The following is a 25,703-nucleotide window of genomic DNA, read 5'->3' on the forward strand; positions in this document are numbered from 1 at the left end:
AGACCGTCAAATGTGATGGGTAGACTGCAATACATAGTAAAACAGTTGATCGTGATCTATTCAAGTTCAAACACTCCTCTGATTACTACGCTTAATCCAATTATATTTGTGGATAAGTAACTTTTTCTATGCAATTCCAACTTACAGACGATTTTATCGAGAACCTACAGCACCTCATTGAACAGAATGATGCAGAGCAGGTAAAATCGATTCTAGAAGATGTTCACTTTGCAGACATTGCAGAGATCATCGACGATCTCAATCTGGAAGAGGCGATTTTCATTATCAAGTTACTGGATAGTGAGACGACCAGTGAGGCTTTGATGGAACTGGACGAGGACCAGCGTGATCGGGTCCTGGGCGCCTTGTCGCCTCAAGAAATTGCCGATGAGTTGGAAGAAATGGATACTGATGATGCTGCAGATATCCTTAACGATCTATCAGACGAGCGCGCACAGGAAATCATAAGTGCGATGGCAGATGAGGAACACGTGGAAAACATCGTGGACCTCTTGCGTTATGATGAAAACAGCGCTGGTGGATTGATGGCCAAAGAATTGGTAAAGGTCAATGAGAACTGGACGGTTACCGGTTGCGTGAGCGAGATGCGCGCACAAGCCGAAAACGTCACCAGAGTCCACTCTATTTATGTGGTGGACAACAACCAAAAACTGAAAGGCAGACTTTCCCTAAAAGATCTACTCACCAGTGCAGAAAACACGCCCATAAAAGAAGTGTACATCCCTAAAGTGGACTACGTCACCGTCAATACATCTGGTGAAGAGGTTGCACGTATCATGCGTAAGTATGACCTTGAAGCCATTCCAGTAGTAGACGAGTTGGATCGTCTGGTAGGTCGCGTTACCATTGATGACATTGTAGATTTTATCACAGAAGAGGCAGAAAAAGATTACCAGCTCGCATCAGGTATCTCTCAAGACGTAGAGGCTAACGACAGCATCTGGGAACTGACCAGAGCACGATTGCCGTGGCTGGTTTTGGGACTTTTTGGCGGTATAGGGGCTGCGTTTATCATGGGGCTTTTTGAGCCGCTCATGGCCCAACATGCAATTTTGTTCCTCTTTACGCCACTTATTGCGGCAATGGCCGGTAATGTAGGTGTCCAGTCCAGCGCAATTATCGTGCAGGGAATTGCTAATGATGACTTGAAAGGAAGCATCAGCAATCGATTGATTAAAGAAGTGCTGCTGGCCATGCTCAACGGTTTGATTCTGGGCATCTTGCTATTTGCCTACACTTATTTTTCTAAGGGTGACCTGCTGGTATCAGTAGCTATTTCAACGGCTTTGTTTGTGGTGATCATTGTGGCTGGTCTCATAGGCACCTCGGTTCCAATTATTTTACACAAACGCGGCATTGATCCTGCACTGGCGACAGGTCCTTTTATCACGACTAGCAACGACATTTGCGGGATCTTGATTTACTTCATGCTCGCAAAGGCGATTATAGGCATTTAGAATTCCAGGCGGTATATTGATAAGTTCGCTTTCGCGAAAGCAATATTAAATAAACGTCAACGCTGCTCCTGTACTAGCTTGAAAGCTCATTTCCCATTATCTTCACTACATGAAAGCTGCAACAGCCAAAGAAATACGCGATGAACTCAAGGACCGCACGGAAGCCGAGCTGCGCGAGATCGTATTAAGGTTGTCCCGATTTAAAAAGGAAAACAAAGAATTGTTGTCTTACCTGCTTTTTGAGGCGCATCATGAAGATGAGTACATACAGACCATTAAATCGTACATCGATGAGAAGTTGCTGGAAATCAACACCAGTAATGGATATTATGCCAAAAAAGGAATACGCCGACTTCTCAAAGAGACCAAGAAATTTATAAGGTATTCTGGCCATAAAGAAACTGAAGTCGCCTTACTGATTCATTTTTGCAAAAGCCTTCAGGAGACACATCCTAAATTGATGAGTAACAAAATCATCAGGGACGTTGTGAAGCGACAGATTGTGCTGGTAAAAGTCCGGATTTCTACGCTTCATGAAGATCTACAATATGACTACCAGCGTGAGCTTAATGACATTGACTACTAACAATTTTTCCTAAATTATATTCATGAAAATCCTTCATTTAGACAGTAATCACGAGATTTTGGAACAAAAACTAGCCGATGCTGGTTTTAGCAACCACCACGATTACACCTCTAACAAGGAACAAATTGAAAAAGTCATAGGTCAATATGATGGCCTCGTGGTGCGTAGTAGGTTCCCAATAGATAAGCACTTTCTTGAGCAGTGCAGCAACTTAAAGTGCATTGGACGTGTAGGCGCTGGTCTGGAAAACATCGACCTAAAGGTGGCAGAAGAACTAGGCATTTCTTGTTTTAATGCTCCTGAAGGAAATCGCAATGCGGTAGGCGAACATGCACTAGGAATGCTGCTCTCTTTGTTTAATAAGTTGAACAAAGCAGATCAAGAAGTGCGTCAAGGTATATGGAACCGTGAAGGAAATCGCGGACTAGAATTAGACGGCAAAACGGTAGGTATCATAGGGTATGGTAATATGGGGAAAGCCTTTGCCAAAAAACTCAGAGGTTTTGATTGCACTGTTTTATGTCATGATATTAAAGATGGTGTAGGCGATGAAAATGCCACTCAGGTTTCGCTAAGCGAGCTGCAATCTAGAGTAGAGGTGCTTAGTTTACACACACCACAAACTCCTGAAACTATTGGAATGATAAACACTGCGTTAATCTCAGATTTTGCTAATCCATTTTACCTCATCAATACAGCTCGAGGATCTGCAGTGGTGACTGAGGATCTAGTGACCGCCATGGAGAATGGTAAGGTGCTGGGTGCTGGATTGGATGTTTTGGAATATGAGAAAAGTTCTTTTGAATCACTCTTTCGCAACCGCATGCCGGACAGGCAGGAAAGCGATATACCAAAAGCATTGAACCAATTGATGCAAATGGAAAATGTCATTTTGAGTCCGCATGTGGCGGGTTGGACGGTAGAGTCAAAATTCAAACTGGCCGAAGTCATCGCAGATAAAATGATCAAACATTTGAAATCATGAAAAAAGTAACAGGGATAGGCGGTATATTTTTTAAATGCAAAGACGTGCAGGCAACTAAAAACTGGTACCAAAAGCATCTAGGCATTGATCATGACACGTATGGCCACACATTTTGGAATAGAGATGTGGAGAGACCTGAAAACAAGACGAGCCAGCAATGGAGCCCGTTTAAGAAAGACACGGATTATTTTGAACCATCGCAACAGGAGTTCATGATAAATTATAGGGTTAAAAACCTTAGTAAATTGCTCATCGATTTAAAAGAACAAGGTGTGACGATAGTCGGTGAACCCCAAGAATTTGAGTATGGTAAATTTGCGTGGATACTCGATGCTGATGATAGGAAAGTTGAGTTATGGGAACCAAAAAACGAATCGTTATTTGAAAAATAAATTTATTTTTATTCCAACCAATCAAAAATAAAACACATGAGTACAGAAGGTTATGATAGCACCAAAAGAAACGAGAGTTTTGAGGAAGCTAAAGAGGCTGCCAAGGAAAGCGCCAGAGAGTTCCAGCGTGGCGTTAATGACATTGTAAACGGTCAGGAAAACAAAAAGGTTCTCGCAGGTTTGCTGGGTATCTTTTTAGGGTATTTAGGGTATCCATAAATTTATTTTAGGATACACTCAAGCAGGAATTATTCAGATCGTGATCAGTGTTTTAACCTGTGGATTTGGAGGTATCATTGGTCTTATTGAAGGTATCATCTATCTGACTAAGTCTGACGAGGAGTTCTACCAAACCTATCAGGTTGGAAAAAAACCTTGGTTTTAATCTTTAGAAATTCACTTCCACTCAGTCGCTTTAGGGCGACTTTTTTATTCGTCTGAGTTTGTGTTGTAATCCAATGGCAGCATGCCGCCAACACCTAGCTGAGGCAAATATCCTGATAACATCAATTCTCTTGCAGATAGATTATTACCAAAAGAATCCACATAAATAAAATGGTCGTGCAGCGTCAAATCGGTTTGATGTCCATCACGATCCCTAACGGAATAGTTGAGATGTCTAAACGTTATTTTATAAAGACCGTTTTCTTCTCGAACTCTATAATGATCTTCTGGATTCACCCGGAAGCCTTTATGATAGAGCTCAAATTTGTTTTCGCTTAATGATTTGTTGATCAAGGATCGAAAGAAAAGCAGCTGTGATATTTCAAAGGCCTTCTCACGACGCCTATTTCTCCTTCTCTCACTAGGTCGATCCTTTTCAAGCTCCTGATAAAAAGAACTTCCCGAAACAAAGGAACTTTCAACCCTATAATTTTCCCTAGCGTGTTCGATCTCAAACCTACGCTCTATTCCTTGTGTAGGTTTGAAAAATCTAAAATTAATTTCGAATTCGATCAGATCATACTTAATGCGGTATCCCAAATGTTTATTCACGATAATGATGGGATTGCGAGAGCTGGCTGTGAGTTGTTTAGAATCTGTATTAAACCTTAATCGTACATCTTTCAAATTGAGTATTTCAGAATCCTCGAGGCTTCTAAGGCCTAAAAAATGATCTAGAAAAAGACCTTCTTTGGTCGCACGATCCCATGGATCTGGATTAATCACCACGGCTTCCAATTCATTTTCCTGCTGAGCTAACAAAACCAGTTTTAAATCTTCTTGTAATGGATTGACAAAGGTGCGCGTCTCGTATCCCAAATAAGCGAAAACTAAAGGCGCTTTCATTTCCTGATCGTACTTGATGGAATAGCTACCATCTAGAGCAGTTACCACACCAGTAGAAGTTCCAGACAGATAAACGCCAACTCCCATCAAGGGCTCTTTAGTAATGGCATCTACCACTTTACCTTCTATCAGTTGCTCTTGGGCACTTACCTGGGTAATAGTGAAAAAAGAAAGGAAGAACACCAAAATGACCTGGTGGAAAATACTATTTTGCTGCAGAGGCATCGTCGTTGGATTTGAAATATTTCTCTTCCATTTCGGCTTGAAACTCTTCCATGACCGGTTTTACCGTACTTTCTGGAAGGTCTGCTATCCTAATGTACATCAACCCGTCAATCGCATTATTAAATAACGGATCTACATTAAAAGCAATGACCTTGGCGTTTTGCTTGACATACTTCTTAATCAAAACAGGTAAACGCAATTCATTTGGCTCCAGCTCGTCTATAAGACGATCAAATTTGTTCAAGTCAGCTTCTGAGGCGTCAAAAATGAAGTCCTTATCGGCATCTTCCAGCTTTACTTTAAAACCTTTTTTAGGCTTGATAAACTGGGCTAGATAAGGATCATAATAATTGGACTTCATGAATTCTATCATGAGAGACTTAGAGAAATTGGAGAACTTATTACTTATGCTCACGCCACCAATAAGATACTTATGATTGGGAAACCTTAACGTACAATGCACGATGCCTTTCCACAATAAGAATAATGGCATCGGCTTTTGCTGATATTCTGGAATGATGAAGGCGCGTCCCATTTCAATACTTTGAGACATCATCTTATGGGCATCCACATCTATGTTGAAAAGCTCATTGAGGTAAAAACCTTCAATACCATATTCCTTAAAAATCTCTTCACCCATTCCCATGCGGTAGGCGCCGGCGATGCAATTGGCATCGCTGTCCCATAGAAACATCTGGTGGTAATATTCATCATATTTATCCAGATCAATGGACTTGTTAGTGCCTTCTCCTATCTGTCTAAAAGTGATCTCTCTCAATCTACCCAATTCACGTAAAATGTTCGGGATCTTGTCGGCCTTGGCAAGAAATACTTCGTAATTTTTGGAGATGAGCAAGCGTTTTTCATCCTGGCGCAATTGATCCACCTCTTTGATCATTTTGGCGCTATCGCCAGTCTCTATGATTTTTTTAGGTGGTGGTTTAGGCAGTTTGATATTCTTGGGAATATCTCTAAGCTTGACCGTTTCCTTATCGTAAGCTTTGGAGAGTAAATAGGTTTTCTTTCTCAAAAACTCTGTAAAATCATCAAGTGAAGAGTGCTCCTTTTGCGCTGCGACGTTGATTGGGTTTCCAATCCTAACAATGATGGTTCTGTTTTTTTGGGTCAATAATTCTGACGGTAATTTTGCGGTCCTGAAAGTGTCAGAAATCTTGGCCAGTCTATAAAATAACTTACTATTCTTTGCGTGAAAATAAATGGGAATCACAGGAACCTCAGCTCGCTGTATCAATTTCATAGCGGTTGGTTCCCATGGTTTGTCTACCACAAGTTTGCCATCGCGATAGGTAGACACTTCGCCAGCAGGAAAAATTCCTAAAGGTAAATCGCTTTTTAAATGACGCATCGCCTGCATGAAACCCGCTGTTGATGATTTGGCATCCTTATGATCCTCAAATGGATTTACAGGTAAAATGTATGGTTTAAGTGGCTCAATTCGGTGCAACAAAAAGTTTGCAATGATCTTAAAATCAGGTCTTCTATCCAGCAATAGCTTCAGCAACAAAATTCCATCAACGCCGCCTAATGGGTGATTGGAAATAGTAACAAATCCGCCAGTTTTTGGAATGCGTTTTAAATCGTCCTCTGGTATTTCAAAATCAATTTTTAAATCATCCAGGATCGCATCCAAAAAAACCGTGCCTTGTTTATCCTTGTTGCGTGTGTAAATTTTGTTGAGTGTAGAAATGCGTAGCAACTTCATAAGCGACCAGCCGCCTATGCGTCCCAGCACACCATATTTGTCGATATGGATTGCTTTTGCTACTTCATTTGCATTTACCAGACTCATAAATCAATTACCTACGTTTACCAACAAATATAACACAACGACAACGCATCATTCCCTGACGACCAGTTGGAGCGTTTCCTGGGTACGTTGTTTTAGTAAAACATCCTTGCCGTCTTCCATTTCCTGAATGGTATCACCAGCATAGTGGCGTATGGTATACAGCGACACACCACTCACGTGACTGACCTTAAAATCCTTTTGCAGTCCATCGAGTAATTCTTCCAGCTTGGCATATTTATCTTCTACACAAAGGGAAAAACTAATTGCACTGTTTTGTAAAAGTCCTACCTGTATTTTATTCTCACTAAGCTCGTCAAAGATCTTTGAGATACTCTTTTCACCAATAAAGCTGAAATCCCTGGACGCGATACGTAGGAACACCATATTCTTCCTCACGATAAAACAAGGTGTAGTAGGCACCAGGCTTTCACTGGAAGTAATGGTGGACCCATCTGCTTTAGGATCTATAAACGACTTAACATTAAGAGGTATGCTTTTCTCTTGAAGTGGCTGCAGTGTTTTAGGGTGAATAACACTGGCGCCGTAAAAAGCCAACTCAATAGCTTCATCATAAGGTATTTGTTGCAACAATACGGTATCGTGAAAGACACGTGGATCTGCGTTGAGAACACCTGGAACGTCCTTCCAGATCGTTACCTCGCTAGCGTTGAGACTATAGGCAAGAATCGCCGCCGTGTAGTCACTACCTTCACGACCTAGGGTTGTGGTAAAGCCGTTCTCATCAGATCCTATGAATCCTTGTGTAATAAACAATTCCTCATTACATTCTTTTTGGATTTGCTCCTCGGTATGCTCCCAATCTACCGTGGCGTCCCTATACTTATTATCAGTCATGATAAGTTGACGCGCATCTTTCCAGACCACGGGAATATCGCAGGAATTCAGATAGGCGGCCACGATTTTAGTAGACATTAATTCTCCATGACTCACGACTTGATCGTAAAGAAAACTGTAGTTGCGGCTCTTGTTGCGCAGCATTTCGCCTTTGAGTGACTCTACAATAGCTTTGAGGTCTTTTTTTATATCGCTTTCGCGAAAGCGAACTACCCAACCGTCCTCAACACCATCCGCATTCTTCTCTAGGTCTTCAATGATCTCCAAGTGTTGCTCCTGCAAATGATCAATAAGCTTGAGATAGCTGTTGTCATTAGATTCATAGCTGGCAATGACCGCCTCCAGCGCATTTGTAGTCTTGCCCATCGCTGAAACCACGATGCCCAGATTTTGGGTTCCCATGGTTTTTAAAACCTTAGTAACGTTGCGTACTCCATCGGCATCTTTTACTGATGCTCCTCCAAATTTGTAAATTCTCATTTTCCTAAATATTCTGCTAGTGATGTTCCATCCATTTGCGCCAGGTGCCATCCAGGAATGATGGTGGCGCCTGTGCTTTCATAAAATTCGACCGCATTTTTGTTCCATTCCAGAACCACCCATTCCACGCGTTTGACTTTTTGTTCCTGCGCGTGAGTGAGTACGCGATCATACAATGCCTTGCCTAGGCCTTTGCCTCGCATCTTTTCCGTAACGATCAAATCCTCTAAGTGAATCGTTTTTCCTTTCCAGGTTGAGAACCTTGGGTAGCATAAGGCGATGCCTTCTACCTTGCCATCATACTCACCTACAAAACACGTGAACAACGGTGGTTTTGTAGAGGCGTGATATTGCAACTCTTCTACCGTCACCTCAACGGCATCTGGTTCCTTCTCAAAAATGGCTAGTTCTGTAATAAGTTCCAGAACTCTAGGATAATCCTCACTTCTTGCTGGTCGTACGTGTATCATGACAACAAAGAAAAGTCAAAAAATATTAGAGGCACACAACAGAAGGCAAAAAGTGGGTAACGATAACGTTATAGTTTAACCAACGCTATATATTTGTGCAAACCAAAAGCTACATGGCACGTATCAACCAATCCCTAGGAGAATTTATAATTGAAAATCAAGGTGAGTTCGCTTACAGTAGCGGCGAGCTTTCAAGACTCATCAATTCCATACGTCTTGCCGCAAAAATGGTCAATCATGAAGTTAATAAAGCCGGTCTGGTGGATATTACTGGTAGCGCTGGTGAGATCAACACTCAAGGTGAAGATCAGCAAAAACTTGATGTATTTGCCAACAACGTATTTATACAAACCCTAACCAATCGAGAGATCGTTTGTGGAATCGCCAGTGAGGAAAATGAAGATTTTATCACCATTTCTGGATCCAATAGTGATCACAAGAATAAGTATGTGGTGTTGATCGACCCGTTGGATGGAAGTTCTAACATAGACGTGAACGTGTCCGTTGGAACCATTTTCTCGATCTATCGCAGGGTAACGCCATTAGGAACACCAGTACAAGTAGAGGATTTCTTGCAACCTGGTAACCTGCAGGTAGCCGCAGGCTATATTGTTTATGGTACATCCACCATGCTGGTCTATACGACTGGACATGGTGTCAATGGTTTCACACTTAACCCAGCATTGGGTACCTATTACCTATCGCACCCCAATATGAAGTTTCCTGAAGAAGGTCACATCTACAGTGTGAATGAGGGAAATTATGTACACTTCCCACAAGGGATCAAGGATTATATCAAATATTGCCAAAAGGAAGAAGGCGACCGACCATATACCAGTCGCTACATAGGTAGCCTTGTCAGTGACATACACCGTAATATGATCAAAGGCGGCATTTATATGTATCCTAAAAGTTCTAAAGCCGCCAAAGGAAAACTAAGATTGCTTTATGAATGCAACCCAATGGCATTTATTGTAGAACAAGCAGGTGGCAAAGCCAGCGATGGTACCACACGCATCATGGAACTAAAACCTACCGAGTTACACGAGCGCGTGCCTTTTATTTGCGGCAGCAAGAAAATGGTAGAAAAAGCCGAAGAATTTATCGCTAGGGCAAACAGTTGAAAATAGACTTCAAAAAAAAGAGCTTTTCCATCTGGAAAAGCTCTTTTTTTATTCAAGGGAAAAATTCCTATCTATTTTTATTCAAAAGATACCTGTAATCTTCCAGATTTAAGTGTCCGTTGAATATTTCAATCGAGCGTTCTACAAGGTATTCTGCATCTGCATCATTGTAACCTAGAGCGACCGCATACTTGCGCAACAGTCTGTGTTCTGGCTCGTCCATTCTATGGTCTGCAAAAACAATTTTGAATAGGTCGTGCAACCACTGTATGCGTTCTTCAGTTGTGTTAGGTGGCGTTACGGGATATTTGCTGGGATCCTTCATGATATCCTCAAAATCAGCGTCTGAAATGTCCAGCACACTCTTGAATCGCTGTAACATCACTTTCTCCTCATCCTTTAATCCCGAGGAGTGTGCAAGGGAAACAATTGTTGCAAAATGACTTTTATTTCTGGCGCTTTCTCCAGATTCAAATAATGATGAAAATGACATAATTCGTTTTTGATAAGTAGGTACAAATATAATAATATGGAGCTGCTATCAGATTTTTCTAGGATAGATGTTGCAGCATTTCAGCAACTGTTTTTTCAAGGTCATAAGCCGCACTCCAGTTCCAGTCGGCACGTGCCTGACGGTCATCAATGGACGATGGCCAGCTGTCAGCAATCTGCTGCCTGGAGTCTGGCTCATAAGTTATCTCAAAATCTGGCAGGTGTTTTTCAATGAAACGAGCCATTTCTTGAGGTGTAAAACTCATACCGCTTAAATTATAGCTGGATCGTTCTTTGATGTTCTCTGCTGGAGCTTTCATGATGTCCACAGTGGCTCTTATGGCATCCTCCATATACATCATAGGCAAAGCTGTGTCTTTGGACAAAAAACAGGAATAAGTACCTTCTTTTATGGCTTTATGAAAAATCTCGACGGCATAGTCTGTCGTGCCACCACCTGGCAAGGTCTTCCATGAAATAAGTCCAGGATAGCGTATGCTGCGCACATCAACACCATATTTACGATGATAATATTCACACCAGCGCTCACCGGTTTGTTTGCTTATGCCATAAACCGTGGTAGGCTCCATGATGGTATGCTGTGGCGTTTGTTCTTTGGGCGTTGTAGGTCCAAAAACCGCAATACTCGATGGCCAGAACACTTTCTTGATCTTTCCTTCTTTAGCCAGATCCAGAACGATAAACAAAGAATCCATATTGAGCTTCCAGGCTTTATCTGGAAACTTTTCACCAGTAGCGCTTAGCATCGCCGCCATAAGGTACACCTCATCCACCTTCTGGGATTCACAAACCTGGCTTACCTTTTCTCTATCCATCGCATCCAGTATCTCAAAAGGACCAGATTGCATCAACTCTTTATTTCCTTCCCTAATATCTGCGCCTATGACGTTGTCGTTTCCATAGAGGGAACGCAACTTCATGGTTAATTCAGTTCCTATCTGCCCGCAGGCACCTATGACTAGAATTTTATTTGGCATTATGCGATTAAGTTTCCTGCAAATATAGTGGACACCTACAAGCTATGGATGATAGGTAGCGATGGTTATACATATTTCGCTTTCGCGAAAGCGAACTCATCAATCATCCATGTATTCTCAACAACACTGTTAAGAATCGGTCTTTTACACATAGTATTTTAATTTTGGTTGCGAATGATAAAATGGGACTACTCAAACCAATCAGCTTTTTAAAGTGGAAATCTGTCACTATTTCCAAAAATGGGCTTTTCACTAGCCTAGAACTTACAACAATAAAGAGGTGCTTTTTTTGTTTAATTTTGACTTGTCTATGCGTTATATCCTTTTCCTATTTTTCAGCCTAGTATTAATTTCCTGTCAGGAAGAAGAACGTGATACGGTCAAGGCAGACAAGGTTGATGTTTCTCAAATCCAGTTTCCAGAAACCCAAGTGGCGCTCGTGGGCGAGGCACAAGGAATCGCCTCGCAATGGGAAGCCTACACGACCTTCCAAACTTCTTTTGAGAATTATGATCACAGTAAAGCGTCCACGCAGCGTCTGGCAACGCTGGCTGGTAATTTGCGTGCGAACATGATACCAGAGTTTGACAGTCAACCCATACGCTCCAGAATCCTGGTACTGGAGACCAGATTGAGGCGATACGCTTCCTTTTTAGGCTACACCAGCAAATCTGCCAACGAGTACAAGGAATATTACAGCAACATTATAGATGCACTGGACAACCTCAACGGTCAGCTCAACGAGAAGTCCTATGTCGACGACCTTGAGCAGCAGCTAATAGAAGAACTGAAGTCAGACCTGCGAGATCTGGATGGCGTTCCCAATGATTCCATCGGCTTATAAACTTCTCTTAAACGATCGATAATTCACTGGTAGGCGCCTAATTTTAGGCAATGAGCAAGCCACTACTACAATTTACAGACAATGGTATCTACTGTGATGCTGCAGGTGTTTATCTAGATCCATGGAAACCGGTAGACAAGGCGCTCATCACTCATGGCCATGCAGATCACAGCCGTTGGGGCCACAAAAAATACATCACGCATCACGACAATGTGCCTATTATTTCCCACAGATTGGGAGATATTAATGTTTCTGGTGTAGCTCATGGCGAAAGCCTGCTCATCAACAACGTCAAGTTTTCATTCCATCCTGCGGGACACATTCCGGGATCTTGCCAGATTAGGGTGGAACATAAAGACGAAGTCTGGGTTTTTACCGGCGATTATAAAACGGAAGATGATGGGATTTCCACACCTTACGTTCCCATTAAGTGTGACACCTTTATAACGGAATGCACTTTTGGGTTGCCAGCCTTCAAATGGCGACCACAAAGCGAAGTCATGCACGATGTCAACGAATGGTGCGCTCAAAATCATGCCGAAGGTAAAACCTCCATCCTATTTGCCTATTCCCTAGGGAAAGCCCAGCGACTGATCAAGCACTTAGACACATCACAAATGAAAATATACTGCCATGGCGCGGTCTATAAAATGACTGAAGTATTGCGCGAACTCATCGATTTCCCAGAAACAACCTTGGTTACTCGAGAAACTACTAAAGAAGAACTGAAAGGTAATATCGTGGTGGCGCCACCTAGCGCTCATGGATCTGCATGGATGCGCAAATTTGTGCCTTATGCTACGGCTAGTGCTAGCGGCTGGATGACTTTTAGAGGTGCTCGCCGCAGGCGAGCCATTGACAAAGGTTTTGTTTTATCAGATCATTGCGATTGGGATGGTTTACTGGAAAGCATCGATGCCACTGCTTGTGAGAATGTGATCACGACACACGGTTATCAAGATATTTTTGCCAGATACCTACGTGAAGAGAAAGGCCTCAACGCCATTAGCGAGCGCACGCAGTACGAAGGCGAAACGGTCAATGAATCTGAACCTGAAATCGAGGCCGAAACTGAATGATAAATTTAAATCCAAACTTAAATTCAAATTATAGAACTACTCATGCGCTCATCTAAAACATCAAAAACCAACTTATCCAAGTTTCAAAGTGCATTGGTCGCGACCGATAATTTAAGTTTTGATTTTGACTTAAGTTTAAATTTAGGAACGTGAAACAATTCGCAGAACTCATAAGAACCATCGATGGTACCAACAAGACCACGCTCAAAGTCGCTGCCTTAACCGAATATTTCAACACGGCACCTGAAGAGGATAAATTGTGGACCATTGCGATTCTTTCCCATAGGAGACCCAAACGACCGGTCAATACCACGCTCATGCGGGAATGGGCGACAGACATTAGCGGTGTTCCCATATGGCTGTTTGAAGAATCCTATCACATTGTAGGTGACCTCGCGGAAACGATCGCGCTCATCCTACCTACGACCAGCGAACCATCCGATAAATCCTTATCGCAAATCATTCACGAATTGATTGCCTTGCACAAAAAAACAGATGAAGAAAAGAAGGAATACTTACAGGAAAACTGGCTCAAACTGAATTACTATGAGCGTTTTGTTTTCAATAAAATCATGACTGGCGGATTTAGAATTGGCGTCTCACAGAAATTAATGACACGTGCACTCGCAGCATCCACAGGTATTGATCAAGGTGTTTTAGCGCATAAACTGATGGGTAGCTGGACTGGTGAGAATACTACCTTTCAAGAATTGGTTTATGAAGATAACGAGGTCGCCATGCGCGGCAAACCTTATCCGTTTTATCTGGCTTATGCGGTAGAAGGTGATGTATCAGATTTAGGCGATGTTGCCGAATGGAGTGCAGAACATAAATGGGACGGCATACGTTCTCAAACCATCATTAGGGCTGGCGAATTATTCGTCTGGTCACGCGGTGAAGAATTGGTCACCGATAAATATCCCGAGTTTCAAAAATTCCTCGATGTGATTCCCAACGGTACCGTTATCGATGGCGAGATATTGCCTTACAAGGACGGCGAGATCATGAACTTTAACGACCTTCAAACTCGGATAGGCCGCAAAACAGTCGGTAAAAAATTACTGAAGGACGTTCCTGTGGTGGTCGTTGCCTACGACTTGTTGGAATGGCAAGGTAAAGACATTAGAGAATTGCCATTCATAGAACGCAGGAAGTTGTTGGAGGAATTGGTGAAAAAAGTTCAGAAAAATAATCCGGTATCGAGCGATAGTCGAGATACGGATGGTGATACTACTAAGCATTCTGGTGGCGACCAGCAGATCCTGAAACAAGTTCAGGATAACAAGTCTAGTTCGAAATCAGTATCGAGCGACAGTCGAGATATGGTTTTGAATGAATCTATACCTCTCATGCTCTCAGAAACCATGCACTTCAACTCCTGGGAAGAAGTGGCTGCAGAACGCAACAAAGCAGAAGAGCGTCGCTCTGAAGGATTAATGCTCAAAAAGAAGGACAGTCCATATTTAGTAGGTCGCAAAAAAGGCGACTGGTGGAAATGGAAGGTTGACCCATTTTCAGTCGATGCTGTATTGACTTACGCCATGCGAGGTCACGGTCGCCGAGCCAATTTATTTACCGACTACACCTTCGGGTTATGGCAAGATGGCGAATTGGTCACTTTTGCGAAAGCTTACTCTGGACTCACGGATGCCGAGTTTAGAAAAGTGGATGCGTGGATCAAGAAAAATACCTTGGAGCGTTTTGGACCCGTACGATCAGTGACGCCGCATCACGTGTTTGAGATTGCCTTTGAAGGGATCGCACCCAGCAAAAGACACAAGTCTGGCGTGGCGACAAGGTTCCCGCGCATCGTGCGCTGGAGAAAAGACAAACCCATAGAAGAGGCCAACACGCTAGATGATTTAAAGGCCTTGATTCCTACAGATGGCGAATTTTTGTAATATGAAAACAAACCTAATTATGAAATATTTGTTCACTATAGCTATATCAACTCTTGTTGCATCTTGTGCTTCATCATTTATTTCAAAAACTAAAGATTACCAATCGATGACTGATCAATTTGATAACAATGAATTACTTGGTAAATGGCTAACTAATTCTCGACGAGAAACATATTCCTACATAAACTTCAAGTCTGATGGCCATTTCAGCACCGCTGATACGAGCAATGGTAGGTATACTATCAACAAGGATAGTATTTGGTTGTATTATCCAAACACGCAGCCCAAAGGCAGACTATTAAAGCAAACCAAGGATACATTGCTAATACTTTGGGGAGACAAGGAGGCTATTTCATATGTAAGACCTGAAGGAGTTTGACCAAAAAAGAACTCTTCCATATCGCCGAAGATTTTTTCCAGCAGCAAGGCTGGGAAGCGTTCCCTTTCCAGAAAAAAACCTGGGAAGCATTTTTGGCAGGCAAACACGGTTTACTCAATGCGCCTACTGGTAGCGGGAAAACCTATGCCTTGTGGGTCGCTATCGTTCTCAACTACATCAAGCAAAATCCAGATTACAAAACCAAACCCAAAAAAGGCTTGAAAGCGATCTGGATCACGCCATTGCGGTCGCTGTCCAACGAGATTGAGCAGACGTCCCAGCATTTTGTGGACGCGATTGGTTTGCCATTTACGGTTGGAATTAGGTCTGGCGACACGTCTACTAAAGAGCGTGCGGCACAGATCAAATCCATGCCAGATCTGTTGATCACCACGCCAGAAAGTCTGCATTTATTACTGGCGTCCAAGGATCATCAAAAGTTTTTTGGCAACCTCAACGCCATCGTGGTGGACGAGTGGCACGAGCTGCTAGGCACCAAACGCGGCGTGCAAATGGAACTGGGCATCTCGCGATTATTGGGCTTGAGCAAAAAACTTCGGGTTTGGGGAATTAGCGCAACGATCGGCAACCTGGAACAAGCCCGTCAAGTGTTGTTAGGTGTGGATGAAGTTCGCTTTCGCGAAAGCGTACTCATCAAAGCACAATTGAAAAAAGATATCGAGGTCAAGTCCATAATTCCGGCCTCAATGGACAAGTTCCCGTGGCGCGGTCATCTGGGATTGCACTTGATGAAAGAAGTGGTGGAAATCATTAACAACAGCAAGTCCACGCTCATTTTTACCAACACGCGGGCACAGTGTGAGCTTTGGTTTCAAGGCCTGATGACCAATTTCCCAGAGCTTGCCGGCGAGGTCGCCATGCATCATGGATCGATCAATAAGGAAACAAGGATTTGGGTAGAGAATGCGATCAGAAACGAGAGTTTGAAGGCTTGTGTGTGCACCTCATCGCTGGATCTAGGTGTGGATTTTGCACCTGTGGAAACCATTATTCAAGTAGGTGGACCCAAAGGTGTTGCCCGATTTTTACAACGTGCCGGTCGCTCTGGCCACCGACCTGGCGAGACCAGTGTGATTCATTTTTTACCGACGCACGCGCTGGAATTGATCGAGGCAAGCGCGCTACAAAAAGCCGTTTCCACTCAAGCCGTAGAAGATCGATTGCCGTACATTTTATGTTATGATGTGCTCATACAGTATTTGTGTACGCTCGCCGTTTCTGGCGGATTTTACCCTAGCGAAATTTATCCCGAAGTCAAGAATACCTTTTGCTATGCCAGCATAACTGATGAAGAATGGGACTGGTGCCTGCGATTGATCTTTCACGGCAGCTCATCGCTACAAAACTATGATGAGTACAAACGCGTGACGGTAGAACCCGATGGGAAATATGTGATTACAGATCGCAAGGTCGCCATGCGCCATCGCCTACAAATGGGCACCATCGTCACAGCAACTGATGTGACAGTGAAGTATGTGACTGGTGGTTATATAGGATCGATTGAGGAATACTTCATAAGCAAACTTTCTCGTGGTGATGTTTTTGTTTTTGCTGGACGCACGCTGGAATTCATTCGGTTGAAAGGCATGGTCGCGCAAGTGCGTAACTCCACGAGAAAAAGAGCTCAAGTTTCCAACTGGCAAGGCAGCAAGCTGCCTTTGAGCGCCCAACTGGGCGAACTGCTGCGTGAGGAAATGATCAATTTCCAAACGGGCAAAAAGCGTACACCAGAAGTCAAGGCGTTAAGAGATATTATTACACGCCAGCAGCGCGAAAGCATCATCCCGCAACGAGATCAATTCTTGATTGAGACTTTCAAAACCCGCGAAGGTTATCATGCGGTTTTTTATCCGTTTGAAGGCCGATTTGTGCATGAAGCGATGGCCGGTGTAATTGCCTATCGCATCAGTTTATTGAAACCTATCACGTTCTCGCTCGCCTTTAACGATTACGGCTTTGAAATCTTGAGCGATCAGGAATTTGACATGCAGGAAGTACTGGACAATAATCTGCTCACGCCAGAAATGCTGTCGCAAGACCTGCAATCCAGCATGAATGCTACGGAAATGGCAAGGAGGAAATTCCGCGATATTGCGGTTATTTCTGGACTGGTATTTACGGGTTATCCCAATAAATTGATCAAGACCAAGCACCTTCAAAACAGCAGCCAATTGTTGTTTGAAGTCTTTCGTGACAACGAACCCGAAAATTTGCTGTTCAGACAAGCGTACACAGAAACCTTTGAACAAGCAATTGAAGAGTACCGATTGTTTGATGCGCTACAGCGTATCCAGAATCAAGAAATTGTCTGGAAAGCTTGCGAGAAACCAACACCATTTTCATTTCCCATCATCACAGACCGCTTACGCGAAAAATTAAGTAGCGAGAAGCTAGCAGACAGGATTAAAAGGATGCAGTTGCAGTGGGAATAAGCCTTAACTAAAGTCTTCTACAATTCTGAAAAGCGCGTTAGTATCTGTAACCTTAATTTTCTTTCCTTCTGTTTCTATCCATCCCTTTTTTTTGAACATCATAAGCTTGCGTATGCACACTTCTTTTGCTGTGCCAACTATGCTAGCAATATCTTGTCGGGTTAGAATGAGAGATAAGTATCCGTTTTGATCAATACCATATTGATCTTTTAGGTATAAGAGAGCAGACGCTAGGCGTTGTTCTACATTTTTTTGTGCCATGTCTGCAATGATTCCATCTGCCATTTTAAGTTCCGTGGCCATAAATTGTAAAGCCGCTTTCATGAACTGTGCGTTATTATCAATGGACTGGTCCATAACATATTTAGGAATAAAACACACTTCCATATCATCAAGCGCAACAGCTCCAAGGTTGGAGTTTTCATCTACAACCATGGAGCGTTGACCTAGCAATTCCCCTTTACTCGCTAGTTTTATAATTTGATCCTTGCCGTTAATACTGGATTTTGTCACCTTAGAAACGCCATTGCGCACACAGTAAACACCATCAACACGATCGCCTTCTTGAAAAATAGGTTCTCCTTTTTTGAGCGACCTGGTAGTTTTACTCTCTGAGATCTTAACCAACTCGTCCTTGCTCAACACTTTTAACGAGTTAAGTTGTCTAACGATACAGTTTTCGCAACGTGAATCTTGGTTTTTTAATGACATAAATGACCATCTTTCAATGGCTACAAGATAAACAAGTTAGTCAGGATAACTACGATGCTTATGACCACACTTGCAATAAGCAATTTTAAAACGGTATCTGGTTTTTGAACCGTCAAGATGGATGCGTTATGAATGCTACAAGCAGCGACCACTATGAAAACCAAGAACATTTGAAGCTTTCCCGTTTCACCCATCATACTGGTCATGATGGCAAATGCTCCCAGGCAAGTTGATACAATGATTGCGATGGCAGAGTAGCCTACAAAGTTCTGGTTCCAGTCCTGATTGATTTTTAGATACAAAGTGCTCATGATTTTTATTTTAAAATGATGTTCAAAGGTATCGGTAGCTCCTCGCTGCAAACGATGACAAAAGTCATCGTACGTCATATTTTTTGATCATCCATTCAAGTAACGGTCAACTATGAGTCTTGCTTCATATTTTGGAACAAAAAACTTCCCTTTTTTCCTTACTTTTGCCAGCCGTAAAACAGCAGTAGAATGAGTACTAAATTCAAGGAATACAAAGGGTTGAACCTACCAGAAGTTGATGAACGCATTAAAGCCTTTTGGAAGGAAAACGATATTTTCAATAAGTCGGTAACGACTCGTGAGGGAAATGAACCTTTTATTTTCTTTGAAGGACCACCATCTGCTAACGGCCTTCCTGGGATCCATCACGTGATGGGTCGTACCATTAAAGACCTCTTTTGCCGCTTCAAGACGCAGCAAGGTTATCAAGTCAACCGCAAGGCTGGTTGGGATACGCACGGTCTACCGGTAGAACTAGGCGTTGAAAAAGCACTGGGAATCACTAAGGAAGACATCGGTACCAAAATAAGTGTAGAAGAGTACAATGAGGAATGTAAAAAAGCCGTTCTCAAGTACACCGACATTTGGAGCAAACTCACTGATGACATGGGCTACTGGGTAGATATGGATGATCCATACATCACCTACAAGTCTAAATATATGGAGTCTGTATGGTGGTTATTGAAAGAGATCTATTCCAAGGATTTGATCTATAAAGGCTACACCATCCAGCCCTATTCTCCAGCCGCAGGAACCGGTTTGAGCTCGCATGAGTTGAACCAGCCTGGAACCTATCAAGATGTTACAGATACCACTGTAACTGCTCAATTTAAAGTGGTAGACCCGTCAAAATTGCCGTTTGCAGCGAGCGGCGAGGTCTTTTTCCTCGCTTGGACGACCACGCCGTGGACACTGCCATCCAATGTAGCGCTTACAGTTGGTCCCAAGATCGACTACGTGCTGGTGGACACTTTCAACCAGTACACAGGCGAGCCTATGCAAGTGATCCTTGCCGAAAAGCTCGTGAGCTACCAGTTTGGTAAAAAGTACCAGAATGTGGAAGATGAGTCCGCTTTCGCGAAAGCGAAACAAGCCTACCAACTTTCTGACAAGAAAGTACCGTACAGAATCCTAGGACGCTGCCAGGGAACCGATCTGGTCAACATACGCTACGAGCAATTGTTGGATTATGCGCAGCCTTATGAAAACGCACAGGACGCTTTTAGAGTCATCGCAGGTGATTTTGTAACTACAGAGGACGGAACCGGAATCGTACACACGGCACCAACCTTTGGAGCAGACGATGCGCTGGTTTCCAGACAGGCCAACCCGCCTATTCCACCTTTGTTGGTGCTCGATGAATATAAAAATCCGGTACCACTGGTCACCCTTCAGGGAAAATTCCGTGATGAGCTGCCGTTTATAGGTGGAAAATACGTGAAGAATGAATATTTCGCAGAAGGTGAAGCACCAGAGCGATCTGTAGATGTGGACATTGCCGTCAAATTAAAAGAAGACAACCGCGCCTTTAAGGTCGAGAAATATGTGCACAGTTACCCACATTGTTGGAGAACGGACAAGCCTGTATTGTACTATCCATTAGACAGTTGGTTCATCAAGGTGACCGAGTTCAAGGACCGCATGCACGAGCTGAATAAGCAAATCAACTGGAAACCTAAATCTACCGGAGAAGGACGTTTTGGGAACTGGCTTGCCAATGCTAACGATTGGAACCTTTCAAGATCCAGATTTTGGGGAATCCCATTACCTATCTGGAGAAACGAGACCGGAACCGAAGAAAAAATCATCGGCTCCATCGAGGAATTAGTAACTGAAATCGAGAAATCCATCGCTGCTGGTTTCATGAGTGAAAATCCGTTTGCTGGATTCAAGTCAGGCGATATGAGCGATGCCAACTATGATCTAGTGGATCTCCATAAAAATGTGGTGGATGCCATTTATCTCGTTGGGCAAAATGGTGAGAAATTGACCAGAGAAGCAGACCTGATTGACGTCTGGTTTGACTCAGGTTCCATGCCCTATTCCCAGTGGCATTACCCGTTCGAGAATAAAGAAGAAGTAGAAAACCAACTGCGCAAGGCAGATTTCATTGCCGAAGGTGTGGATCAAACACGCGGCTGGTTCTACACGCTACACGCGATCGCTACCATGATAAGCGACGATGTAGCCTATAAAAATGTAGTGAGTAACGGTCTTGTACTGGATAAGAACGGGCAAAAAATGTCCAAACGTCTAGGCAATGCCGTGGATCCTTTTGATACGCTAGGCAAATTTGGTGCAGATGCCACGCGCTGGTATATGGTGAGCAACGCCAACCCTTGGGATAACTTGAAGTTTGACCTTGATGGGATTACTGAGGTACAACGCAAGTTCTTTGGGACCTTGTACAACACCTATAGCTTCTTTGCCTTGTACGCGAATGTTGACGGGTTCCGCTTTCGCGAAAGCGAAATACCTCTAGCAGATCGTCCAGAAATTGATCGTTGGGTTCTCTCAGAATTGAACACGTTAATCAAAGACACAACGGCATTCTATGAAGATTATGAACCTACCAAAGCAGCAAGAGCGATCACGACCTTTGTGACCGAAAACCTGAGCAACTGGTACGTGCGTTTGTGTAGAAGACGTTTCTGGAAAGGTGATTACCAACAAGATAAAATCGCTGCCTATCAAACCTTGTACACTTGTTTGAAAACCGTAGCGCAGCTGGGAGCACCTATTGCACCGTTCTTTATGGACCAATTATACCGTGACTTGACTAGTGTTTGTGAAGAAAATGCGGTCGAAAGTGTGCATTTGTCGAAATTTCCTTCTTTTGATGCAACCATCATCGATCCTGAATTGGAAGAAAAAATGCACAAAGCGCAAGTCATCTCAAGTTTGACGCTTTCTTTACGTAAAAAGGAAAGTATCAAAGTACGTCAACCGCTACAGCGCATTATGATTCCAGTTTTGGGAGATCACGATAAAAAGCAGATTGAAGCCATCGCAGACCTGGTCAAAAGCGAGGTAAATGTCAAGGAAGTAGAGCTCATCGACGACGCGAGCGGCATACTTGTGAAAGAGATCAAGCCTAATTTTAAGGCATTGGGACCACGTTTTGGAAAAGACATGAAACTGGTGGCTGGATTGATAAATAGTTTTCAACAAGAAGACATCGCTTTGTTAGAAAAAACTGGTGAAAAATCTATTGAGGTTGATGGAAAACAAATTACTTTGGGCCTCGATGATGTAGAGATAACGTCCAAAGACATAGAAGGTTGGCTAGTTGCTAATCAGTCAGGAATAACGGTCGCTCTCGACGTATCTATCACTCCAGAACTCAAAAAAGAAGGGATTTCTAGAGAACTGGTCAATAGAATCCAAAACATCAGAAAGGATTCTGGACTAGAGGTTACGGACCGCATCAATATTGAGTTGCAATCGCAGGAAGAAATCGATGCAGCTGTTCACAGTAATGAGCAGTATATCAAAGATGAGACGCTTGCAGATCGCATTGAAATTTCAAACCAACTGGATAACGGTACGGAAATTGATTTTGACGAATTAAGAACGGTTATTCGAATTAAAAAGATTTAACTATGAGTACATCTACAGATGAAAAAGTAAGATACAGCGACAAGGATCTAGCTCATTTCAAAGAAATAGTAAAAAACAAAATCGCTGAGGCCACTGAGCAGTACGAATTGATCAAGAGCGCCTACATGAACGATGCAGACAACGGTACTGATGATACGGCACCGCAGTTTAAAGCCTTTGATGAAGGTAGTGCCGTCATGAGTAAGGAAGCTAACGCACAGCTGGCTATACGCCAGGAGAAATTCATCCGTGACTTGAAAAATGCCTTGATTCGTATCGAGAATAAATCTTATGGTGTATGCCGTGTTACAGGAAAGCTTATCGCAAAAGCTAGACTAGAACTGGTACCTCATGCGACCTTGAGTATCGAGGCAAAGAACATGCAGGATTAAGCAACTAATGAATCTAAAGAATAGCATTGGCCATTCCTTCCTGGTATGGATGTCAATGCTATTTTTGGCATTAGGCCATTCTCAAAAACTAGAAACCTCATTTCATACTGTTGTGGTATAGATGTCTCACTTCGTGGAGTTGCGTTTGGATAGTAGCAACGAGTTAGACACCTATTCCATCAACGAAAAACAGTCTGGAGAATACAGCGATGCCGTGATATTTAAATCCTTTATTGCCAACGACACCTTGTTTTTTGAGGATGTGATGAGTCCTGTATTTGAACTGCCACAGGATAAACTAAGTGCTCATAAAATCACGGATTCCAAAGCCAATATCAAAATCCCAAAAAATAAGTCTGTCTTGATTAGCATGGCACATTCCAATGCGGAAATAACAGGAGATTACCAGCTATTGAGAGTCAACGTAAGTAATGGTTCTGTCTGGCTAGATTCCGTTTCTGGAAACGTAGAAATCATTACAATCAATGCTAATGTTGCAGGTTTCCAATTGGGAAACTATGAAGTCACCGCCAGCAGCAGAAATGGTAAGGTTTCTGCAAGCTCAAAAAAGAATCATCCAGCCTACACAATGACCGTTGAAAGCGTGAATGGCAATATAGAAATACAATGACTTTTTTAAGTATATTGTACCAAAACAGTCCCTATTAATGAAGTTATACAAAGCAATACTCATTATTGTTGTCGTTCTATTTATAGATCAAGCAAGTAAGATTTACATCAAGCTTAATTATATGCTTAGGGATTCCAGAAATCCCATAGTAGATTGGGATAAATTCCAGCTTTTATTCTATGAAAACCCAGGTGCTGCTTGGGGTTTTGAATTGCCAGGAGATTATGGCAAGATTATCTTAACGGTATTTAGAATCTTTGCTATTTGCGGCATAGGATACTGGTTATGGAAAAGTGTTAAGGAAAAAAGTCACTCTATATTAATTGTTTGTATTTCCCTAATTTTTGCTGGAGCATTTGGTAATATAATCGACAGTGTTTTTTACGGGAAAATATTTTCCAGCAGCACCAATAGTGTTGCCACATTCCTACCCGAAAATGGCGGCTACGGAACCTGGTTTCATGGAGAGGTTGTCGATATGTTATATTTCCCATTGTTTGACGGCACATGGCCAGAATGGGTACCTAGTGTTGGTGGACAACAGTTTACCTTTTTCAACGCCGTATTTAATGTGGCAGACAGTGCCATCACAATAGGCGTCATCCTTCTGATTCTTTTTAGCAAGAAAGCTTTCCCTGACAAACGTTAATAAGAGGAATTGATTTAGTTAAGGAAGGCCTCAACAATGGCCTCTTTAGATATTGGCTTTGTGATAAAGTTGTGCACGATATCGTGATTTTCAGCGCGATTGACCTCTTCTGGATTTATAGTAGAACTCACAATGTTCAATTTTATATCACGCTCTAACATCTTGTCTGCATAAGGCTGAATTTCCTTTAAAAACTCCCAACCATTCATGATAGGCATATTGAGGTCTAAGAGAATAATACTTGGTAAGATCTCATTAGGGTCGTCGATGGCATTTTTAAAATAATCGAGAGCCTCGCGACCGTTTTGAAAAACCAACAACTCGTTAGCAAAGGAGTTCTTTTTGATCATCATCGTTACTAAACTCACATAGAGGCGATCATCATCAATAATACAGACCTTGCGTACTAACGTTTTTTCCATGATTATAGCTTGATGGTAAACGTGGCTCCTTGATCCTTCTTGCTTTTTACCACAATATCGCCACCCATTGCCTCTACCTGATTTTTTGCCAAGAATAAGCCCAATCCTTTGGTCTTACCATCTGGATGCTCTTTATGATGTACTTTAAAAAGACTTGAGCCAACGCCGGTCAAATCCATTCCTGATCCATTATCGCGAACGACAAGTAATTTTTTGTCTTTAGAAATTTTTGTGGAAATACTAATTTTCAATGATCGTGCCTGAGAACGATTTTCGATCGCATTAGAGACGAGCGTTACCAAGATACCGTGTAAAAAAGCAGGTACATATTCAATAGAGTTAAGTTGATCAACGTTTATTTCTACCTCAGCTAGAATTCGATGTAATTCCGTTTTATAGATTTCCAGCACTTGATTCACGATTTCGTCAATCTTGACTACGGTTCTATTGGTAGCTTGGGAATTTAAAGTAACAACCTGATTCAAATGCTTTAAGGTAGCACTTAGGTTAAGGGAAACTTCTTCTAGATAAGAATAAAATACAGAGGACCTGTCGTCATGTTTTATATCGTTAAAGAGTTCCAATGTTAGTTCTAGATTGCTACTGTGAGATCTTAAATTATGAGATACAATATGGGCAAAATGCAATAGTCTCTCATTCTGCGCTTCAATCACCTTACTGTGCCTAACGACTTCTTCACGCTCTCTTACGTATTTATCAATACTGGTGAATATTCCCCTAATACCTACTATTTCATGATTGTTGTTATACTTGGGTTTACCTGTAAATCGCATCCAAATTTTTTCCTTGTTACAGGATATCATCTGAATATCAGCTTCTAAAAATTCTCCCGCTAGACAAGTCTCTAATAAATCTTTAAAATCTTGCTTTTCAAAAAACAGCTTTGAAGCTTCTGAAATGGTTGGGTTTAGCGCATCTGGAATATCAAGAATAGATCTTCCTATAGCGTCAATAAAGAATTGGTTCTCTTTAAAATTAATTGCATATACCCCAGTTTTAGTGGCTGCAGCAACTTCTTCTAGAAAATAGGCCTTGTCTTCAAGGCTGGATTTGAAATAATCAGGATTATCCAACATCTTAAGGGAAGTATGTTAGTTTAGTTTTGGGTTGAAATGTGAAAATAAA

General features: G+C 42.3%; 24 protein-coding genes and 1 pseudogene. 15 read left to right on the top strand and 10 right to left on the bottom strand.

Going from position 1 to position 25,703, the window contains the following annotated elements; translation table 11 throughout:
- Nucleotides 1–128: 128 nt before the first annotated feature.
- From mgtE to BST86_RS10170, 5 genes and pseudogenes are all read left to right on the top strand, one after another.
- The gene (mgtE, locus tag BST86_RS10150; protein ID WP_055411114.1) at nucleotides 129–1,478 is read left to right on the top strand and encodes a magnesium transporter; all 1,350 of its coding nucleotides are present in this window, start codon (nucleotides 129–131) and stop codon (nucleotides 1,476–1,478) included.
- Nucleotides 1,479–1,587: 109 nt separating this feature from the next.
- A complete protein-coding gene (locus tag BST86_RS10155; RefSeq protein ID WP_105983152.1) occupies nucleotides 1,588–2,064 on the top strand; it encodes a hypothetical protein in 477 nt (158 codons plus the stop codon).
- A 22-nt stretch (nucleotides 2,065–2,086) separates the two neighbouring features.
- Nucleotides 2,087–3,049, top strand: a complete 963-nt coding sequence (locus BST86_RS10160) for a 2-hydroxyacid dehydrogenase (RefSeq protein WP_105983153.1) — start codon at nucleotides 2,087–2,089, stop codon at nucleotides 3,047–3,049.
- Nucleotides 3,046–3,441, top strand: a complete 396-nt coding sequence (locus BST86_RS10165) for a VOC family protein (RefSeq protein WP_394340888.1) — start codon at nucleotides 3,046–3,048, stop codon at nucleotides 3,439–3,441. The genes BST86_RS10160 and BST86_RS10165 overlap by 4 nt, the downstream gene beginning before the upstream one ends.
- 36 nt (nucleotides 3,442–3,477) lie before the next feature.
- Nucleotides 3,478–3,826: pseudogene (locus tag BST86_RS10170) on the top strand (TM2 domain-containing protein).
- 44 nt (nucleotides 3,827–3,870) lie between these two features.
- On the opposite strand, the gene BST86_RS10175 reads toward BST86_RS10170, so the two are convergent.
- From BST86_RS10175 to BST86_RS10190, 4 genes are read right to left on the bottom strand one after another with little or no spacing between them, the layout of a single operon-like run.
- Nucleotides 3,871–4,956, bottom strand: a complete 1,086-nt coding sequence (locus tag BST86_RS10175) for a carboxypeptidase-like regulatory domain-containing protein (protein ID WP_105983155.1) — start codon at nucleotides 4,954–4,956, stop codon at nucleotides 3,871–3,873.
- On the bottom strand, nucleotides 4,937–6,766 hold the full coding sequence (locus BST86_RS10180; protein ID WP_105983156.1) for a GNAT family N-acyltransferase: 1,830 nt from the start codon (nucleotides 6,764–6,766) through the stop codon (nucleotides 4,937–4,939). Before BST86_RS10180 ends, BST86_RS10175 begins: the two co-directional genes overlap by 20 nt.
- A 48-nt stretch (nucleotides 6,767–6,814) precedes the next feature.
- Nucleotides 6,815–8,101 carry an aspartate kinase gene (locus tag BST86_RS10185; RefSeq protein WP_105983157.1) on the bottom strand — a complete coding sequence of 429 codons (1,287 nt, stop codon included), beginning with the start codon at nucleotides 8,099–8,101 and terminating at the stop codon, nucleotides 6,815–6,817.
- On the bottom strand, nucleotides 8,098–8,571 hold the full coding sequence (locus BST86_RS10190) for a GNAT family N-acetyltransferase (protein WP_105983158.1): 474 nt from the start codon (nucleotides 8,569–8,571) through the stop codon (nucleotides 8,098–8,100). The genes BST86_RS10185 and BST86_RS10190 overlap by 4 nt, the downstream gene beginning before the upstream one ends.
- Before the next feature lie 113 nt (nucleotides 8,572–8,684).
- Here BST86_RS10190 and fbp point away from each other — a divergent pair, with 113 nt between their 5' ends.
- The gene (gene fbp, locus BST86_RS10195; RefSeq protein ID WP_055411122.1) at nucleotides 8,685–9,695 is read left to right on the top strand and encodes a class 1 fructose-bisphosphatase; all 1,011 of its coding nucleotides are present in this window, start codon (nucleotides 8,685–8,687) and stop codon (nucleotides 9,693–9,695) included.
- A gap of 67 nt (nucleotides 9,696–9,762) precedes the next feature.
- On the opposite strand, the gene BST86_RS10200 is transcribed toward fbp, so the two are convergent.
- Nucleotides 9,763–10,188 carry a tellurite resistance TerB family protein gene (locus tag BST86_RS10200; protein ID WP_105983159.1) on the bottom strand — a complete coding sequence of 142 codons (426 nt, stop codon included), beginning with the start codon at nucleotides 10,186–10,188 and terminating at the stop codon, nucleotides 9,763–9,765.
- A 58-nt stretch (nucleotides 10,189–10,246) separates the two neighbouring features.
- Nucleotides 10,247–11,185: an NAD-dependent epimerase/dehydratase family protein gene (locus BST86_RS10205; protein WP_105983160.1), complete on the bottom strand. Its 939-nt coding sequence runs from the start codon at nucleotides 11,183–11,185 to the stop codon at nucleotides 10,247–10,249.
- 310 nt (nucleotides 11,186–11,495) lie between these two features.
- On the opposite strand from BST86_RS10205, the gene BST86_RS10210 reads away from it, so the two are divergent.
- The 5 genes from BST86_RS10210 (at nucleotide 11,496) to BST86_RS10230 (ending at nucleotide 17,841) form a co-directional block, all read left to right on the top strand.
- Entirely contained in the window at nucleotides 11,496–12,029 is a 534-nt protein-coding gene (locus BST86_RS10210; RefSeq protein ID WP_105983161.1) for a hypothetical protein, read from the top strand.
- A 50-nt stretch (nucleotides 12,030–12,079) separates the two neighbouring features.
- On the top strand, nucleotides 12,080–13,108 hold the full coding sequence (locus BST86_RS10215) for a ligase-associated DNA damage response exonuclease (protein WP_105983162.1): 1,029 nt from the start codon (nucleotides 12,080–12,082) through the stop codon (nucleotides 13,106–13,108).
- 149 nt (nucleotides 13,109–13,257) lie between these two features.
- A complete protein-coding gene (locus BST86_RS15040) occupies nucleotides 13,258–15,009 on the top strand; it encodes an ATP-dependent DNA ligase (protein ID WP_105983163.1) in 1,752 nt (583 codons plus the stop codon).
- Between the two features lies 1 nt (nucleotide 15,010).
- Complete coding sequence (locus BST86_RS10225) at nucleotides 15,011–15,388, top strand: hypothetical protein (protein ID WP_105983164.1); 378 nt, start codon at nucleotides 15,011–15,013, stop codon at nucleotides 15,386–15,388.
- On the top strand, nucleotides 15,385–17,841 hold the full coding sequence (locus BST86_RS10230) for a ligase-associated DNA damage response DEXH box helicase (protein ID WP_105983165.1): 2,457 nt from the start codon (nucleotides 15,385–15,387) through the stop codon (nucleotides 17,839–17,841). Before BST86_RS10225 ends, BST86_RS10230 begins: the two co-directional genes overlap by 4 nt.
- Before the next feature lie 3 nt (nucleotides 17,842–17,844).
- On the opposite strand, the gene BST86_RS10235 is transcribed toward BST86_RS10230, so the two are convergent.
- Nucleotides 17,845–18,552, bottom strand: coding sequence for a Crp/Fnr family transcriptional regulator (locus BST86_RS10235; protein WP_105983166.1), 708 nt, complete (start codon nucleotides 18,550–18,552; stop codon nucleotides 17,845–17,847).
- A gap of 20 nt (nucleotides 18,553–18,572) precedes the next feature.
- Nucleotides 18,573–18,863, bottom strand: coding sequence for a hypothetical protein (locus tag BST86_RS10240; RefSeq protein WP_105984005.1), 291 nt, complete (start codon nucleotides 18,861–18,863; stop codon nucleotides 18,573–18,575).
- 189 nt (nucleotides 18,864–19,052) lie between these two features.
- Between BST86_RS10240 and ileS the strand changes: the two genes are divergently transcribed.
- From ileS to BST86_RS10260, 4 genes are all read left to right on the top strand, one after another.
- On the top strand, nucleotides 19,053–22,463 hold the full coding sequence (gene ileS, locus BST86_RS10245) for an isoleucine--tRNA ligase (protein WP_105983167.1): 3,411 nt from the start codon (nucleotides 19,053–19,055) through the stop codon (nucleotides 22,461–22,463).
- Nucleotides 22,464–22,465: 2 nt separating this feature from the next.
- Complete coding sequence (locus tag BST86_RS10250; protein WP_055411131.1) at nucleotides 22,466–22,855, top strand: TraR/DksA family transcriptional regulator; 390 nt, start codon at nucleotides 22,466–22,468, stop codon at nucleotides 22,853–22,855.
- Between the two features lie 121 nt (nucleotides 22,856–22,976).
- Entirely contained in the window at nucleotides 22,977–23,486 is a 510-nt protein-coding gene (locus BST86_RS10255; protein ID WP_105983168.1) for a DUF4097 family beta strand repeat-containing protein, read from the top strand.
- 37 nt (nucleotides 23,487–23,523) lie between these two features.
- The gene (locus BST86_RS10260; protein ID WP_105983169.1) at nucleotides 23,524–24,135 is read left to right on the top strand and encodes a lipoprotein signal peptidase; all 612 of its coding nucleotides are present in this window, start codon (nucleotides 23,524–23,526) and stop codon (nucleotides 24,133–24,135) included.
- A gap of 14 nt (nucleotides 24,136–24,149) precedes the next feature.
- On the opposite strand, the gene BST86_RS10265 is transcribed toward BST86_RS10260, so the two are convergent.
- Together BST86_RS10265 and BST86_RS10270 are read right to left on the bottom strand one after the other, a co-directional pair.
- Nucleotides 24,150–24,557: a response regulator gene (locus tag BST86_RS10265; protein WP_105983170.1), complete on the bottom strand. Its 408-nt coding sequence runs from the start codon at nucleotides 24,555–24,557 to the stop codon at nucleotides 24,150–24,152.
- Nucleotides 24,558–24,559: 2 nt separating this feature from the next.
- Nucleotides 24,560–25,654 (bottom strand): ATP-binding protein, encoded by a 1,095-nt coding sequence (locus BST86_RS10270; protein ID WP_105983171.1) that lies wholly within the window; start codon nucleotides 25,652–25,654, stop codon nucleotides 24,560–24,562.
- Between the last annotated feature and the right edge of the window lie 49 nt (nucleotides 25,655–25,703).

The organism is Nonlabens agnitus, from assembly GCF_002994045.1.
GTDB classification, from domain to species: domain Bacteria; phylum Bacteroidota; class Bacteroidia; order Flavobacteriales; family Flavobacteriaceae; genus Nonlabens; species Nonlabens agnitus.